This window comes from Zemynaea arenosa (assembly GCF_004614185.1).
Classification (GTDB): domain Bacteria; phylum Pseudomonadota; class Gammaproteobacteria; order Burkholderiales; family Burkholderiaceae_D; genus Telluria; species Telluria arenosa.
Genome location: NZ_SPVF01000207.1, coordinates 1 through 17,697, shown reverse-complemented (window position 1 = coordinate 17,697; position 17,697 = coordinate 1). Strand labels below are relative to the sequence as shown.

Annotated in this window: 15 protein-coding genes; 10 read left to right on the top strand and 5 right to left on the bottom strand. The window is 66.7% G+C overall.

Annotated features, from left to right (window positions below):
- The 3 genes from E4L96_RS23785 to E4L96_RS16105 all read left to right on the top strand — a co-directional run.
- Positions 1 to 584, top strand: a 584-nt coding sequence (locus E4L96_RS23785; protein WP_167758713.1) for a hypothetical protein, incomplete at its 5' end; no start/stop codon positions are given.
- On the top strand, positions 577 to 1,785 hold the full coding sequence (locus E4L96_RS16110; protein WP_135208235.1) for a cation:proton antiporter domain-containing protein: 1,209 nt from the start codon (positions 577 to 579) through the stop codon (positions 1,783 to 1,785). The genes E4L96_RS23785 and E4L96_RS16110, both read left to right, overlap by 8 nt.
- The gene (locus E4L96_RS16105) at positions 1,782 to 2,990 is read left to right on the top strand and encodes a YbdK family carboxylate-amine ligase (RefSeq protein ID WP_229414546.1); all 1,209 of its coding nucleotides are present in this window, start codon (positions 1,782 to 1,784) and stop codon (positions 2,988 to 2,990) included. Before E4L96_RS16110 ends, E4L96_RS16105 begins: the two co-directional genes overlap by 4 nt.
- Before the next feature lie 72 nt (positions 2,991 to 3,062).
- Here E4L96_RS16105 and E4L96_RS16100 read toward each other — a convergent pair whose 3' ends face one another.
- From E4L96_RS16100 to edd, 3 genes are all read right to left on the bottom strand, one after another.
- On the bottom strand, positions 3,063 to 4,952 hold the full coding sequence (locus E4L96_RS16100) for a glycosyl hydrolase family 18 protein (RefSeq protein WP_135208234.1): 1,890 nt from the start codon (positions 4,950 to 4,952) through the stop codon (positions 3,063 to 3,065).
- A 269-nt stretch (positions 4,953 to 5,221) separates the two neighbouring features.
- Positions 5,222 to 5,845 carry a bifunctional 4-hydroxy-2-oxoglutarate aldolase/2-dehydro-3-deoxy-phosphogluconate aldolase gene (gene eda / locus E4L96_RS16095; protein ID WP_135208233.1) on the bottom strand — a complete coding sequence of 208 codons (624 nt, stop codon included), beginning with the start codon at positions 5,843 to 5,845 and terminating at the stop codon, positions 5,222 to 5,224.
- A 55-nt stretch (positions 5,846 to 5,900) separates the two neighbouring features.
- A complete protein-coding gene (edd, locus tag E4L96_RS16090) occupies positions 5,901 to 7,820 on the bottom strand; it encodes a phosphogluconate dehydratase (RefSeq protein WP_135208232.1) in 1,920 nt (639 codons plus the stop codon).
- Between the two features lie 222 nt (positions 7,821 to 8,042).
- Between edd and pgi the strand changes: the two genes are divergently transcribed.
- Positions 8,043 to 9,686: a glucose-6-phosphate isomerase gene (gene pgi, locus E4L96_RS16085; RefSeq protein ID WP_135208231.1), complete on the top strand. Its 1,644-nt coding sequence runs from the start codon at positions 8,043 to 8,045 to the stop codon at positions 9,684 to 9,686.
- A gap of 19 nt (positions 9,687 to 9,705) precedes the next feature.
- Positions 9,706 to 10,602 carry an SMP-30/gluconolactonase/LRE family protein gene (locus E4L96_RS16080; RefSeq protein ID WP_229414544.1) on the top strand — a complete coding sequence of 299 codons (897 nt, stop codon included), beginning with the start codon at positions 9,706 to 9,708 and terminating at the stop codon, positions 10,600 to 10,602.
- 99 nt (positions 10,603 to 10,701) lie between these two features.
- Here E4L96_RS16080 and E4L96_RS16075 read toward each other — a convergent pair whose 3' ends face one another.
- The gene (locus E4L96_RS16075; RefSeq protein ID WP_135208230.1) at positions 10,702 to 11,436 is read right to left on the bottom strand and encodes a hypothetical protein; all 735 of its coding nucleotides are present in this window, start codon (positions 11,434 to 11,436) and stop codon (positions 10,702 to 10,704) included.
- Between the two features lie 211 nt (positions 11,437 to 11,647).
- Here E4L96_RS16075 and zwf point away from each other — a divergent pair, with 211 nt between their 5' ends.
- The 4 genes from zwf to tal all read left to right on the top strand — a co-directional run bounded on the left by zwf (position 11,648) and on the right by tal (position 15,599).
- Complete coding sequence (gene zwf, locus E4L96_RS16070) at positions 11,648 to 13,114, top strand: glucose-6-phosphate dehydrogenase (RefSeq protein ID WP_135208229.1); 1,467 nt, start codon at positions 11,648 to 11,650, stop codon at positions 13,112 to 13,114.
- Between the two features lie 15 nt (positions 13,115 to 13,129).
- Complete coding sequence (locus E4L96_RS16065) at positions 13,130 to 13,984, top strand: SIS domain-containing protein (RefSeq protein WP_135208228.1); 855 nt, start codon at positions 13,130 to 13,132, stop codon at positions 13,982 to 13,984.
- 111 nt (positions 13,985 to 14,095) lie between these two features.
- Positions 14,096 to 14,596: a free L-methionine (R)-S-oxide reductase MsrC gene (msrC, locus tag E4L96_RS16060; RefSeq protein ID WP_135208227.1), complete on the top strand. Its 501-nt coding sequence runs from the start codon at positions 14,096 to 14,098 to the stop codon at positions 14,594 to 14,596.
- Positions 14,597 to 14,666: 70 nt separating this feature from the next.
- Entirely contained in the window at positions 14,667 to 15,599 is a 933-nt protein-coding gene (tal, locus tag E4L96_RS16055) for a transaldolase (RefSeq protein ID WP_135208226.1), read from the top strand.
- Between the two features lie 82 nt (positions 15,600 to 15,681).
- Here tal and E4L96_RS16050 read toward each other — a convergent pair whose 3' ends face one another.
- Positions 15,682 to 16,299 (bottom strand): TetR family transcriptional regulator, encoded by a 618-nt coding sequence (locus E4L96_RS16050; protein WP_135208225.1) that lies wholly within the window; start codon positions 16,297 to 16,299, stop codon positions 15,682 to 15,684.
- Positions 16,300 to 16,479: 180 nt separating this feature from the next.
- Here E4L96_RS16050 and E4L96_RS16045 point away from each other — a divergent pair.
- A partial coding sequence (locus E4L96_RS16045; RefSeq protein ID WP_229414542.1) for an efflux RND transporter periplasmic adaptor subunit occupies positions 16,480 to 17,697 on the top strand: 1,218 nt, incomplete at its 3' end.

The following is a 17,697-nucleotide window of genomic DNA, read 5'->3' as shown; positions in this document are numbered from 1 at the left end:
AGGCGGACACGCGCGCCTGGCAGGCCCGCCACTGGGACGACGTGGTCAAGGCCGCCGCCAGCCTGAACGGAGGCAGCCCTGGCGCCGCCGCGCCGACCAGCAACCTGCAGCAGGCCTGGCTGGATGCGTCCGGCGGCAAGCCGCGCATGCTCGACGGCACCACCTGGCGCTGGGTCAGCCAGGGTACCTGCCTCGCGATGCAGACCTCCGGCATCGGCCCGGCCCAGCTGCACCTGCCATACTCGCGCGACGATGCTCGCCTGGAGCAGCGCTCGGCCATGCAAGTCCAACTGGCGCGCCGCTATCCCGAAGCGGATTGGCTGCAGAACTTCACCCTGCTCGCGCCCGCGCAGCCGGGTACCCGCAGCGGCGCCAAGTTCATCGCGGTGTGGCGCGAAGGCGCCGAGGTCAAGGGCCAGCTGTGGATGCCCATGCGTGAAGGCGCCACCATGGTGCGCGCCCGCATCGTCACCGCGCTGGGCCGCGAGACGCTGCGCGACCCAGCCAGCGTCAAGCAGGTGGCCGTCCTGGTCCAGCAGGAGCTGACCGCCGTCGCCCATGCCTGGGAGGCGCGCCATGAATGAAGAACTGACCGCTCCGCTGTGGCTGCTCTCGCCGCTGGCCGTGCTGGGCGCGGCCTTGATGCTGGCCCTGGTCATTGGATTGACGTTGCAGCGCTTCCAGATTCCCAAGCTGTACGGCGCGGTGATCGCCGGCCTGGTGCTGGGCGCCAGCGGCGCCGGCCTGATCGACGAAGCCCTGCTGACCCAGTTCCAGGAACTGGCCAATGGCGCGGCTGCGCTGGTGCTGTTCGAGGTCGGGCGCAAGATGGACCTGGCCTGGCTGCTGCGCAGCGGACGCCAGGGGCGCAGCCTGCTGCTGGGCACGGTCGCGCGCGGCGGAGCCGCGACCGCCGTGCTGGTCCTGTGCGGCGTGCCGTGGGGCGCCGCCATCTTCATCGGCTCGATCCTGATCGCGGTGAACCCGGTGATCCTGACCTCCATGGTCGCCGACGAAAACGCCAGCGGCACCAGCACGTTCGCCACCGCCAACATGGTCGGTGTGAGCAACCTGGTCGCCCTGCTGGCGCTGGGCGTGACCCTGGCCTGGACCCGCAGCCATGGCATCGACGCCGACACCGGCTTCGGCGCGGAACTGATGCGCCAGGGCGGCAAGCTGCTGCTGGGCGTGCTCATCGCGCTGGTCAGCTACGGGCTGTACGCGTTGGCCACCCGGCTGTGCAAGGTGCCGGCCACCATGCGCCCTGGCCTGCTGCTGGCGGCGCTGCTCATCGACCTCGGCCTGTGTTCCGTCACCGCCGCCAGCGCCCTGCTCTCGCTGCTGCTGATGGGCGTGCTGCTGCGCAATGCCGAGAAGCGCGACAACGTGTTCCAGGCCCAGCTCAAGACCGCCCAGGACATCGGCTACGTGCTGCTGTTCCTGATCTCGGCGGCGCTGGTGGACCTGCAGCAGCTGCTGCATGGCTGGGTGGTGCTGGCGGCGCTGGCCGTGGTCGCGGTCCGCATCGTCGCCACCCGGCTCGCGCTGGCCACCGCCACCGCCTGGGACGAGCGCAAGAAACATGCGATGGCGCTGTCCATGTGCTCGCTGGTCAGCTACGGCGGGCTGGTGGTGGACAACACACTCAACGCCTACACCGGGCTGGACCAGGCCTCGACGGCGCTGATGTCCGCCCTGCTGGCCCTGAACGTGCTGGTCGCGCCGGGGCTGACCTGGCTCGGCCTGCGCCTGGCCGGCGAAACCTATCGCGGAGGAACCCCATGACCACCAGCCACATGCGCGACCCCAGCAATCGGTCGCTGGAAGCCCTGCAGGCGCAGGCGGTCTCGGGCGAAGGCGCGGCCTTCCTGCCGGACTTCAAGGACTCCACGGTCGGCACCATGGGCATCGAGCTGGAACTGATGGTGCTCGACCGGCTGACCTTCGACCTGTTCCCGGCCGCGCCGGACATCCTGCGCCTGCTCGATGCGCAGGACAAGCCGTGGGTGCACACGCCCGAGATCACCACCTCGATGCTGGAGGTGGCCACCTCGATCCTGTCGTCCTACGACGAGGCGGCGGACCAGCTGGAACACATCCGCGCCACCGTCAGCCGCGCGGCGTTCGAGGTAGGCGCCTCGATTTCCGGCGGCGGCGCGCACCCGTTCCAGAAATGGAGCGAGCAGCGCATCTACCCCAAGGAACGCTACTTTGCCTCGGAGCGCAAGTTCGGCTACCTGGCCAAGCTGTTCACCGTGTTCGGCATGCACGTGCACGTCGGCGCGGGCAGCGCGGACGAAGCGATCCGCCTGTGCGCCCTGCTGACCCAGCGCGCGCCGCTGTTCATCGCGCTGTCGGCCAATTCGCCCTGCTGGCAGGGCGAGGTTTCGGGCTTCTGCAGCTCGCGCAGCAATGTGGTGGGCGCCTTCCCGATGAGCGGCATCCTGCCTGCCGAGGTGCGCAGCTGGCAGGACTTCCGCGACCATTTCGACCAGCTGGCGCAGTACGGCATCGTCAAGAGCATCAAGGACTTCTACTGGGACGTGCGGCCCAAGCCGGAGTACGGCACCATCGAGCTGCGGGTGCTCGATACGCCGCTCAAGCCGGTCTACGCGGCCGCGCTGGCGTGCTACGCGCGCGAGCTGTGCCTGGAGTTCGCGGACCAGCCGCAGCGCTGGCCCACCAACACCAGCCGCGAGCTGTACATCTGGAACCGCTTCAACGCCGCGCGCGACGGGGTCGAGGGCAGCTGGATCGATCCGGACACCGGCACGTCGATGCCGATCGCGCAGGCGGTGCGCGCCGACCTGGAGCGCCTTGCGCGCCGCTCGCGCGACCCCGGCTTCGGCACCGCCTGCGCCGTGCTCGAACGGCTAATGCAGGATGGCGGCCAGGCCCAGTGGCTGCGCAAGCACCTCGCGGCCGGCGGCGCCATGAACGACCTGGCCCGCATGGCCAGCGAGTTCTTCGAGGAGCCCGGCAAAGCGTAAGCCCGCGCAGACGGGACACAATAAAGCCCCGCCTCCTTGCGGATGGCGGGGCTTGCGGTCAGGCGGGGACGATCAGCGGGTGGCGCAGAAACCGGCGTCGCTGTTGGTGGCGCCCGCGGCCAGATCCGGGTTCCAGTCCGGGCCGGACAGATGCATGGTGGTGCCATTCATCGTGTACTTGCCGTTCCAGAAGCCGGTGATGTTGCCAGCTACGTTGGGCACATCCACCGCCCACTTCAGCGCCTTGCCGGTGCCGCTGTTGGTCACCGCGATCGAGCCGCAGTAGCCCGTGCCCCAGTCAGCCGTGATCGACAGCTTGGCCGACAGCGACACCGTGCCCGGCGGCGGAGGCGGCGGGGTGTCGGTGGGCGGCTTGGCCGCGCGGGTCGCGCACCAGCCCACCTGCGCCGTCTCACCCGGGAGGATGATGCTGTTCCAGCCATTGCCCTTGACCGTCAGCTTGGTGCCTTCCAGCGTCTTGGTGCCGCTCCAGAACGAAGTCATGGTGTCGGTGAAGTTCTCGTTCACGTACTCCCAGATGCCGCCGCGCGTATCGGTGTTTTTGACCGTCAGGTCCGCGCAGTAGCCGGTGCCCCAGTCGGCGGTGATCTTCAGGTCCGGCGTGATGACCGGCGGCGTGGCCGGCGGCAGCGGATTCGGGTTCGGCCCCGGCTCCACCGCGTTCGGATCGAGGAAGCCTTTCTTGACGGCCGTGAGCAGCGGGTTGTTCACGCCATCGGTCGTCCCGTAGTTGACCAGCCAGATCACCGCGCCCGCGGCGCCTTCGCCGGCCTGCGTGGAATGGGCCCAGTCACCCTTGGCCTGGATCGAGCGCTGGTCTTCATAGGCGATATAGCCCGAGCTGAAGCCCGCCCGGTTGGCGGGGGTGTAGCCGCCCGGGTAGGAGCGGTAGGAGGTCTTGGTCGCTTCGTCCCAGCCGTACACGCCGTTCGACAGGTAGCCGTACTTGTTGAGCACCGTGTAGTTCCACTGCACGTCGTTCATCGACAGGATGCCCGAGTTGTAGTCGTAGTTGTCGGTCGGCTGCCCCGGTGCGGTGAACGGCGGCTTGTAGTTGAAGCCGTAGAAGCCGATGCCCATCCCCAGCTTTGAGCGCGGAATGCCCGCGTCCACGTACATCTGGAGGGTGCTCGCGATCGAGAGCGGCTCGCGGCCATGATGCCCGGTCAGCGCGTTGTAGTGCATGCTGTCCCAGCCCGTGCCGATCCAGCCCGCGGCGTAGCTCATGATGTTGTACTGGTCCACCAGGCTGGCAACCTTGATGTCATGCGCGGACACCTTCTGGTAGTTGGTGTTCAGCGAGCCGCCCGGGAAGGTAATGATCACGCCCTTTTCGGCGTAGCGCGGGCGCGCATTGGCTTCCTTGCGCAGGTCGGCGATCAGCTTCTCCAGCAGCACCTGGTTCTCGGTGTCCTCGCTGTCGATGCCCTCCCAGTCCACGTCGATGCCGTCGTAGTCATGCGCGACCATGTAGTCGACCAGGTTCTTGACGAACTTGGGACGCACCGCATCCACCGACGAATTATGGAAGCCGGCGTTGTCGCCCTCCCCGCCCAGCATGATGATGGCCTTGGTGCCGGCATGGTGGGCGCGTGCAATCAGGTACTCCTCGACCGTCATGCCGTACGGCGCGCCCGGCCCCATCTTGCGCTCGGTGTGGGCGCTGCCCGCGCCCGGGATCACGTCGCCGGGATTGCCGCCGTTCTGTCCCGCACCGGGGCCAATGCGCGCGAACACGAAGTGGGTCATGGCGGTCATGTCCACATGCTCCGGTTTCTGGTAGTCGGGGTTGTCCCAGAAGTAGCCGCCGTAGTAGCCGCCGACCCATTTGGATTGGCTTCCCGGGTCCGTTCCCGGGGTCTGGGCCAGCACGCTCCACGGCGACGCCACCGCGCACGCCAGTGCGGACAGGGCCGCGATTTTCTTCAGATTGTTTTTCATGAGCACGTTTTCCTTAGTGATGATGCATAGTTACCACAAGGAAACATGCTAGCAGGGCGGTCTGTCGGAATCCGTCCGAAAATTGTAATAGGCTGACGACAAGCTGACTCGACCATGAAGCAAAAAGCGCCGGACCGGGACGTGCACGCTTCTCATAACGCCCGTGGTTGAGGGCTTTTGGGCAATCCGCCAGGCGCAAAAGCAAAGGCGCCGCCCCCCGCACTGAGCGGAGCGGCGGCGCCTGTCTCCCCCCAAGCGAGGGGTTGGGTTTATTCGGCGGTGAGGGCGGCCGCGGCGCGGGCCAGTTCGGTGATGTGCTCCCAGTTCCCGGTGCGCATGGCTTCCTTCGGCGTGAGCCAGGAGCCGCCCACGCAGGCCACGTTTTTGCAGGCCAGGAACTTGGGCGCGGTCTCGATCGAGATGCCGCCGGTCGGGCAGAAGGTCACGTCCGGCAGCGGGCCGGCGATCGCATTGAGCATGCCGATGCCGCCCGCCGGCACCGCCGGGAACAGCTTGAGCTGCTTGTAGCCCGCCTCGCGCGCCAGCATGATCTCGGACGGAGTCATGGTCCCCGGCAGCAGCGCCAGGCCGCTCTTCTTCTGCGCCTCGATCAGCGCCGGGGTCAGGCCCGGCGAGACGCCGAACACCGCGCCCGCATCGCGCGCGGCCGCGAACTCCTCCGGCTGCGTGAGCGTGCCCACGCCGACGATCGCGCCCGGCACCTGGGCCATGGCCTTGATCGCACCCAGGCCGTGCGCGGTGCGCAGCGTCACCTCCAGCACGCGGATGCCGCCCGCCACCAGCGCCTGCGCCAGCGGCACCGCGTGGTCCGGATCGTCGATGGCGATCACGGGGATCACCTTGGCCGACTTCATGATCTCGAGGAGGGACATGTTCTGAGTACTCGTTTGGTTCAAGCTCATAATCTGGGTACGCTCACTGGTTGGCTTATTTATTGGTTTTGACGAGGAAGTCTTCATCGGAGCCCGGCATCGTGTCCCCCGTGTCCACGCCCTCGTGCAGTCCCACGGTGGTATCGATCGGCGACGGCAGCGGCACCACGGTCGCGCCCTGCTCCGCCTCGGTCACGGCATCGCGGAATACCTTGAACAGCTCGCGCCCCATGCCGATGTGGGACTTGGTCAGGTCCGCGGTGGCATGCTTGCGGGCGTGCCAGACGTCGGACGGCACCAGCGCCTCCAGCGAGCCGGTGGCCGCGTCGAGGCGAATGATGTCGCCATCGCGCACGAGGCCCAGCGGACCACCCGCGAGGATCTCCGGCGACACGTGGATGGCCGCCGGCACCTTGCCCGACGCACCAGACATGCGGCCATCGGTCACCAGCGCCACCTTGCGGCCCGCGTCCTGCAGGTTGGCCAGGGCCGGGGTCAGGGCGTGCAGCTCCGGCATGCCGTTGGCCCGCGGCCCCTGGAAGCGGATCACCGCCACGAAGTCGCGGTCCAGCTGCCCGGCCTTGTAGGCGTGCATGAAGTCTTCCTGCGAGTCGAAGCACAGCGCCGGTGCTTCCACCTGCTGGTGTTCGGGCTTGACCGCCGAGACCTTCATGATCGCGCGCCCCAGGTTGCCCTGCACGAGGATCATGCCGCCATCCTTGGCGAAGGGGTTGGAGGCCGGGCGCAGCACCGCTTCGTCGCCCGACTGCACCGGCAGGTCGCGCCAGACCACGTTGCCCGCGTCGTCCAGGAACGGCTCGCGGGTATGGGCGCGCAGGCCGCGGCCCATCACGGTCAGCACGTCCTCATGCGCCAGCCCTGCATCGAGCAGCTCGCGGATCACGAAGGCCGGGCCGCCGGCGGCCTGGAAGTGGTTCACGTCTGCATCGCCGTTCGGATAGATGCGGGTCAGCAGCGGCACCACGTCCGACAGTTCGTTGAAATCGTCCCAGTCGATGATGATGCCCGCTGAGCGCGCGATGGCCGGCAGGTGCAGCGTGTGATTGGTCGAGCCGCCGGTCGCCAGCAGCGCCACGATGGCGTTGACGATCGACTTCTCGTCGACAATGTGCCCAACCGGGATGTACTGCTCCCCCTGCTGCGAGATCTTCACCGCCTGGTGCGTCGCGGCGCGGGTGAGCGCGTCGCGCAGCGGCGTGCCCGGCACGATGAACGCGGCCGAGGGCAGGTGCAGGCCCATGATCTCCATGAGCATCTGGTTGGAGTTGGCGGTGCCGTAGAAGGTGCAGGTGCCCGCGCCGTGGTAGGACGCCGACTCGCACTCCAGCAGCTCCTCGCGCGTGGCCTTGCCCTGCGCGTACAGCTGGCGGATGCGCGCCTTTTCCTTATTCGGGATCCCGGTGGTCATCGGCCCGCCCGGCACGAACACCGCCGGCAGGTGGCCGAAATGCAGGGCGCCGATCAGGAGGCCCGGCACGATCTTGTCGCAGATGCCCAGGTACAGGCTCGCATCGAACATGTTGTGGGACAGCGCCACGGCGGTCGCCATCGCGATGGTGTCGCGCGAGAACAGCGACAGTTCCATGCCCGGCTGCCCCTGCGTCACGCCGTCGCACATGGCCGGCGTGCCGCCCGCGAACTGCGCCACCGCGTCCACTTCGCGCGCGGCTTCCTTGATCACTTTGGGGAAGTACTCGAACGGCTGGTGTGCCGAGAGCATGTCGTTGTAGGCCGAGACGATCGCCACCGACGGGCGGCGCTGCTCGCGCAGCACCAGCTTGTCGTTGGCGGGGAAGGCCGCGAAGCCGTGCGCCAGGTTGGTACACGACAGGGCGCCGCGCTGCACGCCCTGCAGGCGGGCGGCGTCGAGATGGGCCAGGTAGGCGGCGCGCGAGGCGCGGCTGCGCTTGATGATTCGGTCGGTGACACGCTGGACAACTGGATGAACCGCCATCGGGGGCTCCTTCTTCTGGATTGGATTCTGAAATTTTACTACAGAAGTGAACGGCCAGGTGTAATTGCCGCCCCGCCGGCCGTTGCGGCCAGATTCTCACAAAACCGTCGCGCTCACTCTGGCGCGGCGGCGTCTCAGTGCATGCCGTTGTGGTGTAGTGAATTTACGCCGTTTTCCTGTATGATGAGCGAACCGACAATACCCCTTCTTCGATCCCACATCATGCACCAAAGCGCCCTCACTACCACCGCGGCCTTCCAGGCCCTGGAATCGCACGCTTCCGACGCGCGCCGCTTCACCATGCGCGAGCTGTTCGCCGCGGACGCGCAGCGGTTCAGCCGCATGTCGCTGGAGGCGGCCGGCCTGTTCCTAGACTATTCAAAAAACCGCATCGACGGGCGCACGCTTGAACTGCTGATGAACCTTGCGCGCGAGCGTGGCGTGGAGCCGGTGCGGGACGCGATGTTCCTCGGCGCGCGCATCAACAACACCGAGAACCGCGCGGTGCTGCACACCGCCCTGCGCGCCCCGCGCGACAAGCAGATCACGGTCGATGGGCAGGACGTGACGGCCGACGTGCATGGAGTGCTGGACCGCATCCGCACCTTCAGCGACGCGGTGCGCAGTGGCGCGTGGCTGGGCCACAGCGGAAAGCCGATCACGGACGTGGTCAACATCGGCATCGGCGGTTCGGACCTCGGCCCCAAGATGGTGTGCCTCGCGCTGCGCCAGTATGCGCACCCGCGCCTGACCATGCACTTCGTCTCCAACGTGGACGGGCATGACATCGACGCCACGCTGGCGAAGGTGAACCCGGAAACGACGCTCTTCATCATCGCCTCCAAGACCTTCACCACCGCCGAGACCATGATGAACGCGGGGACGGCGCGCAAGTGGTTCCTGCAGCACGCGCCGGAAGACGCCCTCGCGAAGCACTTCGTCGCCGTCTCCACCAACGTGGACGCGATCAAGCAGTTCGGCATCGACCCGGCCAACATGTTCCCGTTCTGGGACTGGGTGGGCGGCCGCTACTCGGTGTGGTCGGCGATCGGCCTGCCGGTTGCGCTGTGCGTGGGCTACGGCTACTTCAGCGATTTCCTCGCGGGTGCGCACGCGCTCGATGAGCACTTCCGCAGCGCGCCGCTGGAGCAGAACCTGCCGGTGCTGCTGGCCATGATCGGCTTCTGGAACCGCCAGTTCCTGGGGTGCACCTCGGTCTCCATCGCGCCCTACCACCAGGACCTGAACCGCTTCCCGGCCTACCTGCAGCAGCTGGACATGGAATCGAACGGCAAGCGCGTCACCAAGTCCGGTGCGCCGGTCGATACGCCCACCTGCCCCGTAATCTGGGGCGACGTTGGTACCAACGGTCAGCACGCCTACTTCCAACTCCTGCACCAGGGCACGGACGTGACGCCGATCGACTTCATCGCCGCGCTGCGCCCCTCGCACGAATACCAGAACCACCACACGGCGCTGCTGGCCAACTGCTTCGCGCAGTCGGAAGCCTTCATGAAAGGGAAGACGCCGGACGAAGTGCGCGCGGACCTCAAGGCGCAGAACCTGAGCGAGGACGAGATCGAGCGCCTGGTGCCGCACAAGACCTTCCCCGGCAATATCCCCAGCAACACGATCCTGGTCGAGTACCTGACCCCGGCCGCGCTGGGCGCCCTGGTGGCGCTGTACGAGCACAAGACGTTCGTGCAGGGCGTGCTCTGGAACGTCAACAGCTTTGACCAGTGGGGCGTGGAGCTGGGCAAGGTGCTGGCCAAGAAGATCGAAGCGGAGCTGTCCGGCGCTGCGCAGCCGCAGGCGCACGACAGCTCCACCAATGGCCTGATCGCGCGCGCCAAGGCCGCGGTGTAAGGCAGGGGGGGGGACCAAGATGAAAGAGCAGAAGTTCGAGGCCGTCCACGATGAGCCGATGCAGGTCGGCGAATGCCCGACCTGGCACGCGGTGGAATCGGCCCTGTACTGGGTCGACATCGACGGCAAGGCGGTGCACCGGCTGCACCCGGCCAGCGGCAAGTATTCGAAGTGGCCGATGCCGAGCGAGCCCTCGGCCATCGCGATTGACGCCGACAATGGCCTGATCGTCGCCATGCGCCACGGGATCGCGCACCTCAACACCACGGACGGCACGCTGACGGACCTCGTGGCCTCGCCGTTCGATCAATCGACCATGCGCTTCAACGACGGCCGCGTGGACCCGGCGGGCCGGTTCTGGATCGGCACCCTGTTCGAGCCGCGCCACACGCCGCTGGCGGACATGTACGTGTTCGAGCACGGCAAGCTGCGGCGGGCGTGGGAAGGCGGGATGACCGTCTCGAATGGCCTGGGCTGGAGCCCGGACGGCAAGATCATGTACCACGCCGACACCACCAGCCACCGCATCGACAGCTACGACTACGACGTGGGCACCGGCATCCATTCGCACGCGCGGCGGCTGCAGACCTTCACCGCCGACAAGAAGGCCGCCGACTACGGCGGGCGGCCGGACGGCGCGGCGGTGGACAGCGAAGGCTGCTACTGGGTGGCGATGTTCGAAGGCGCGCGCATTCTGCGCCTGTCCCCGTCCGGCGAGATCATCCGCGAGCTGCCAGTGCCGGTGAAGTGTCCGACCGCGGTGGCCTTCGGCGGGCCGGACCTGCACACCCTCTTCATCACCAGCGCCAGCCACAATCGCTCCGATGACGAGAAGGCGCAGTACCCGCTGACCGGCAAGGTCCTGTGCACCCGCGTGGACGTCGCCGGCCGCCAGGAGCCCGCGTACAAACATTGAGCCCGGCCCCCGCTACAAGACCGGCGAAGGGGTCTGTCCCCGCATGGGGACCGACCCCGGTGTTTGCTCCGCGCCCCGGAGGGCGGACCGAGGAGTCGATCAGGCCTTGGTGGTGAACGTGTACGTATTGCGGTAAGAGCTATCGTTCCCCGCCCCCTTGCGCGCGCCCTGCTCCTCCCGCTTGACCACCACCAGCCGGTTGGCCGCCACATTGAACACCAGCTCCTCCCGGCTCTGGTCCTCGAACGAGATGAACACCATGAAGCTCGCCTTGATCTTGTGCGTCACCGTCGCCGCCAGCGGCAGCCCGTCCGCCCCGATCCACACCTGAGCGGTATGCGTGTTCTCCTTCATGTTGACCTTGGAATTCTCCTCGGCCGCCGGCGTGATCGCAAGCAGCAGCAGGCGGGCCGGCTTGCCCTGGTAGGTGTCGGCCTTTTCCGATACCAGCTGGGAATGTGCGACAGTCTGCAACAGCTTCGGCGCATAATTGACCGCGGCCGCCACCTTGGCGCCGGACGTCGAGTTGATGAGCATGAGCAAGGCGTTGTTGGGCTTGGGCCGCTTGGCGGCTTCGTCGGCGGCGCGCTTGAGCAGGGCCTTGTCCCAGCGCAGCGCCACCGCGCCGGCGTCGTCCTCGACGGCCACGGCCACGCTGGTGGTTTCCGGCCCCTTGGCCTTGGCGTCCAGGTCGGTCTCCACCTGGCGCGCCTCGTAGGTGCCCCGCAGCGTGCCCTGGCCTTGCAGCCCGGCCAGCGCAGCTTTCATGTCGTCCAGGCCGGTGGCTCCGGCGGCGTGGGCGGCGAACAGTGCAACGAATGGAAGAAGTTTCATAGGATGGTCTCTTGTCGAATGGGTCGTGGACGCCGCGATGTGGTCGGAATGACATCGCCGCAGCCACCCACTATAGCCGAGTTGCCCTCCCCAAACTTGCCAATTTGTAAGCGGTTGTACTCGCTTACGTAGTAAATTTACTTGATTTACCGGCCAATTCTGTAGTAAATTTTCAAGTACAGTTCTCACTCCCGAAAGCGATCACACCACTATGGCTCTTCAAGATTTCGACCTGGTTCTGTTCGGCGGCAGCGGCGACCTTTCGATGCGCAAATTGCTGCCCGCGATGTATGCGCGCGATGTCGCCAAAGACCTGCCGCCGTCCGCCCGCGTGATCTGCGTGGGACGCCATGAGTGGTCGCAGGAAGAATTCCTCGCCACCGTCGAGCAGAACTCCCGGCCGCACATCAAGAAGTTCGAGGCCAAATCCTGGGAGGCCTTCAAGAAGCGCGTGGTCTACGTGCCGCTGAACGCCACCGACGTCTCGACCTACAAAGCCTTGTACGACTGCCTGCGCCACGACCCGAACGTCACGCTGGTGTACTACCTGGCCACCCCGCCGCACCTGTTCGCGCAGATCTGCGACAACCTGGCCGAAGTGGGCCTGGCCACGCCGAATTCGCGCGTGGTGCTGGAAAAGCCGCTCGGCCGCGATCTCGAATCGGCGCGCCAGATCAACAAGGAAGTCGGCAAGGTGTTCGCCGAATCGCAGATCTACCGGATCGACCACTACCTCGGCAAGGAGACGGTGCAGAACCTGCTGGCGCTGCGCTTCGGGAACATCCTGTTCGAGCCGCTCTGGCGCCGCGAATGGATCAGCGACGTGCAGATCACCATCGCCGAGAAGATCGGCGTGGGCAACCGCATGGGCTACTACGACACCTCGGGAGCGCTGCGCGACATGCTGCAGAACCACCTGCTGCAGCTGCTCTGTATCGTGGCCATGGAGCCGCCCACCTCGATCGCGCCGGACGCCGTGCGCGACGCCAAGCTGCAGGTCCTGCGCTCGCTGAAGCGCTTCACGCCGACCACGCTGGCGCAGAACATCGTGCGCGGCCAGTACCGCGCGGGCCACGTGGACGGCCAGGCCGTGCCGAGCTACCGCGACGAGCCGGATGCACCGGAATATTCGCGCACCGAGACCTTCGTTGCCATGAAGGCGGAAATCGACACCTGGCGCTGGGCCGGCGTGCCGTTCTATCTGCGCACCGGCAAGCGCATGGCGGACCGGCTGGCGGAGATCGTGGTGCGCTTCAAGCCGATCCCGCATTCGATCTTCAACCAGCCGACCAGCAGCTTCCAGCCGAACAGTCTCGTGATCCGCCTGCAGCCGGACGAAGGCCTGAAGATGAACCTGATGGCCAAGACGCCGGGCGACGGCATGCGCCTCAAGCCCGCCGAGCTGGAACTGGACTTCAACGAACAGTTCAAGACCCCGCGCATGGACGCCTACGAGCGCCTGCTGCTCGATGTGCTGCGCGGCCAGCTCACCCTCTTCATGCGCGGCGACGAGCTGGAAGCGGCGTGGGAATGGGTGGAGCCGATCCTGCAGTCGTGGGACGCGGACGACAGCCAGCCGATCCCCTACACGTCCGGCACCTGGGGGCCGGCCGCCTCCTCCGCGCTCATTGGCCGCGATGGCCTGCAGTGGCGCGAAGAAGCGCTGCCCGAAGACTGACGGCGAGCGCGCATCGTGCTCCTCGATTCCATCCGCACCCAGCTCGACTCGCTCTCCAAATCCGAGAAGAAGGTCGCGCTGGCGGTGCTGGAGGCGCCTGGCGCCATCGTCCGCCAGAACATCACCGCGCTCGCGAAGGCGGCCCAGGTGTCCGAGCCGACCGTGGTGCGCTTCTGCCGCACGCTCGGCTACGACGGCTGGCATGAGTTCAAGCTCAAGCTGGCGCAGGGGCTGGCGCTTGAGCTGCCGGGGCTCAACGACAATCCGACCCAGGACGACCTGGCGTCGGACCTCGTCAACAAGATCTGCTCGCGCTCCATCAATACCCTGCTGGACCTGCGCAACAACCTGAAAGCGGAGCCGATCCAGCGCGCGCTCGATATCCTGTCGCGCGCGAACAAGATCGAGTTCTACGGCCAGGGCACCTCCGGCATCGTGGCGGCGGATGCGCAGCACAAGTTCTTCCGCTCGGGCGTGCCGACGGTCGCTTACGCCGATCCGGCTATCCACGCGATTTCGGCCTCGCTGCTGACCGAGGGCGATGCGGTGGTCGCGATCTCGCAGCGCGGGAACAATCCGGCGCTGGTGCGCTCGGCCAAGCTGGCGCGGCGCAACGGGGCGGAGGTGATCGTGCTCGCGCCTTCGGGTACGCCGCTGGCGGACAGCGCGTCGGTGCTGATCCCGATTGATCTCGTATTCAACATCGACCCGTACACGCCGATTTCGGCGCGCCTGGCCTATCTCGTCGTGATCGACGTGCTGGCCGTCGGCCTGGCGCTGCAGCGCGGACCCGAGTTCCGGCGCAAGATGCAGCAGGCGCAGAAGGCGCTGCAGGAGTTCGACCTGCAGTTCGACTCGTTCATCAGCTGACGTCCCGCGCGGCACGCTGCCGCGCCACGGCGCCGTGTGGCCGCGCCGGCGCGGCCCACGCCGATGGGCTAGAATCGATGTCTTTCGATCTGCTTCCCTGCCCGCTCCATCATGCACACCACACCCACCGCCGCCCTGCGCCCGGACTATCCCCTGCTCGCCAAGCAGGTCGCCAGCATCCTCGAAGGTGAGCGCGACCTGGTCGCCAACGCCTCCCAGTTCGCAGCCTTCATCTACGACACTGTGGCGGACCTGAACTGGGCTGGCTTCTACCTGACCCGCCCGTCGCGCGACGGCGCGAAAGAAGAGCTGCTGGTGGGTCCCTTCCAGGGCAAGGTCGCCTGCGCCCGCATCCCGTTCGGGCGCGGCGTGTGCGGCACCGCCGCCGCCGAGCGCCGCACCGTGCTGGTGAAGAATGTGCATGAGTTCCCCGGCCACATCGCCTGCGACTCCGCCTCCAACTCCGAAATCGTGCTCCCTTTGATCAAGGACGGCCGCGTGCTGGGCGTGTTCGATATCGACAGCCCCTCTTTGGAGCGCTTCACGGAAGAAGACCAGCGCGGCCTGGAACAGCTGGTCGCCGTGTTCCTGGAAGCCACAGATTTCGCGTAACCGCCGGGTTACAATGTACCCTCGGAAAAGAGCCGACTCTGCCATAACAAGCTAACAAGCATCACGCACAATGAATCAACTTGAACAGCTGAAGAAATTCACCACCGTCGTTGCCGACACCGGCGACTTCCAGTCGATCCAGGCCTATGCCCCGCAGGACGCGACCACCAACCCGTCGCTGATCCTGAAGGCGGTGCAGAAGCCGGAATACCTGCCGCTGCTGCAGAAGGTCGTCAAGGACCACCCGAATGCGTCCACCTCCGAAGTCATCGACTTCCTGCTGGTGGCCTTCGGCCTCGAGATCCTGAAAATCATTCCGGGCCGCGTCTCCACCGAGATCGACGCCAAGCTGTCCTTCGACACCCAGGCCAACATCGAAAAAGGCCGCGACCTGATCATGCTGTACGAGGCCAATGGCATCTCGCGCGAGCGCGTGCTGATCAAGATCGCCTCGACCTGGGAGGGCATTCGCGCCGCCGAGCAGCTGGAGAAGGAAGGCATCCACTGCAACCTGACGCTCCTGTTCTCGCTGCCGCAGGCGATTGCCTGCGCCGAAGCGGGCGTGCAGCTGATTTCCCCGTTCGTCGGCCGCATCCATGACTGGTACAAGAAGACCACCAACATGGAGTACACGGGCGCCGAGGATCCGGGCGTGCAGTCGGTCAAGCGCATCTACAACTACTACCGCAAGTTCGGCTACAAGACCGAGGTGATGGGCGCGTCCTTCCGCAACACCTCGCAGATCCTGGAACTGGCGGGCTGCGACCTGCTCACCATTTCGCCGGACCTGCTGCAGAAGCTGGCCGACACCCAGGGTCCGGTCGAGCAGAAACTGGGCACCGGCTCGACCGGCGCGCCGATCGAGAAAATGTCGATCGACGAAAAGACCTTCCGCTTCATGCTCAACGAAGACGCGATGGCCACCGAAAAACTCGCCGAAGGCATCCGCGCCTTCTGCGCCGACTCGGCCAAGCTGAAGCAAATCATCAGCCAGATGCGCTGATCCCTCCCCGCCTGCTACAGGCAACGCCTGCCGCATCTCCCGCGGCAGGCAGCTCCCATACCCGCTTTCTCCGCAAAGCACATCAGGCAGGCGCCAGACAGTCCAGCTGGGCGGCGATGACCTGGGCACCCATGCGCTCCAGGTTGAAGGCGGAGGGGTCGAGGAGCCAGATGCGCAGCAGGCCGTCCATGGCCGACCACAAGCCCATCGCCACCGCGCGCGGCGAGGTGCCTGGCCGCGCCAGGCCGCGCCGCATCGCCATCCGGATGCGGCTCTCGGCGCGCTCCATGAAGCGCCCGTGGCTGTCGAGAATGCGGTCGCTGATGGCACTCATCTCCCCCACCAGCTCCAGCTTGTGGGTCGCGATCTCGAACACCCGCCGCGTGTTTTCGTCGCGCGCCGTCAGGCGGAATACGCACATCAGGCACTCGCGCAAATCGCCGAGCGGGTCCTCGGCTTCCTTCGCGTCGAGGATCTGCATGGCCGATTCCAGCGGCATCTTGGCGCGTTCCATCAGCGCGTCGAACAGCGCGCTCTTGTCATGGAAGTGCCAGTAGATCGCACCGCGCGTCACGCCCGCGGCCGTTGCGATATGCTGCAAGGTCGTTCCCGATACCCCCTGCTGCTCAAACAACAGCCCCGCCGCGTCGAGGATGCCCTCGCGCGTTGCCGCCGCTTCTTCCTTGGTTCGTCTGACCATCGGGAATCTGTACGCCTTTAGAAAAGCTGAAGGTGGAAATTGTGGGCCCAAAAAACTTTTACATACACTCGTGATAGTATATTGCGGTTCCCCATAGCGCCAGTCCCGTTCCACCCTCTGCGTGCTGGTGTTGCCCGGTAAATACAAGAATTCCTCTTCAGCATAAGGATGCCAACAACAATGCGCCCCATCCTCTCTCCTCAGACCAACCTCACGCGGATTGCGGCCGCGACGCTGATGGCGGCAGCCCTGCTGTCCGCCTGCGGCAAGAAAGACGCTGGCGCCGGTGCCGGCGGCCCGGGCGGCCAGATGCCGGCGCCCGAAGTCGGCGTGATCACCACCCACAAGACCACCGTCGCGCTGCAGACCGAATTGCCGGGCCGCGTGGACGCCATCCGCACCGCCCAGGTGCGTGCCCGCGTCAACGGCGTGGTGCTCAAGCGCCTGTTCACGGAAGGCTCGGAAGTGAAAGCGGGCCAGCCCCTGTTCCGCATCGACCCGGCGCCGTATGAAGCCGCGCTGCAGAGCGCCCAGGCCCAGCTGGCCCGCGCCCAGGCCAACCTGACCCAGGCGTCCACCCAGGCCGAGCGCTACAAGCCGCTGGTCGAGGCCAACGCAGTCAGCAAGCAGGAATACACCAATGTCGTCGCCACCGCCAAGCAGGCGGAGGCCGATGTCGCCGCGGGCAAGGCCGCCGTGCGCACCGCCCAGATCAACACGGGCTACACCACCGTGACCGCGCCGATCTCCGGCCGCATCGGCCGCGCGCTGGTGACCGAGGGGGCGCTGGTCTCGGCCACTGAGTCGACCCAGCTGGCCACCATCCAGCAGCTGGACAGCGTGTACGTCAACGTGACCCAGTCCGCGACCGAGCTGCAGCAGCTGCGCCGTGCCGCGGGCCTGCAGCTCAAGACCGCGCAATCGATTCCGGTGACCGTGCTGCTGGATGACGGCACCGCCCTGCCCAACAAGGGCAAGCTGCTGTTCTCCGACGTGAGCGTGGACCCGACCTCCGGCCAGGTGCTGCTGCGCGCCGAGGTGCAGAACCCGGGCGGCCTGCTGCTGCCGGGCCAGTACGTGCGCGTGCGCCTGTCGCAGGCCGACCTGCCGGGCGCCATCCTGGTGCCGCAGCAGGCCGTGACCCGTAGCGACAAGGGCGACTCCGTGTTCGTCGTCGGCGCCGACAACAAGCCGGTGCCGCGCCCGATCAAGGTCGGCCAGCAGCAAGGTACCAGCTGGGTCGTGCTGTCCGGCCTCAATGAGGGCGAGCGCGTGGTGGTCGACGGCTTCCAGAAAATGATGATGATGCAGGGCGCGCCGGTGAAGGCCGTGCCGTGGACTGGCAATACCACCAGCGCTGCGCCGCAGGGCACTGGCGCAGGTGGCACAGCTGGTGGT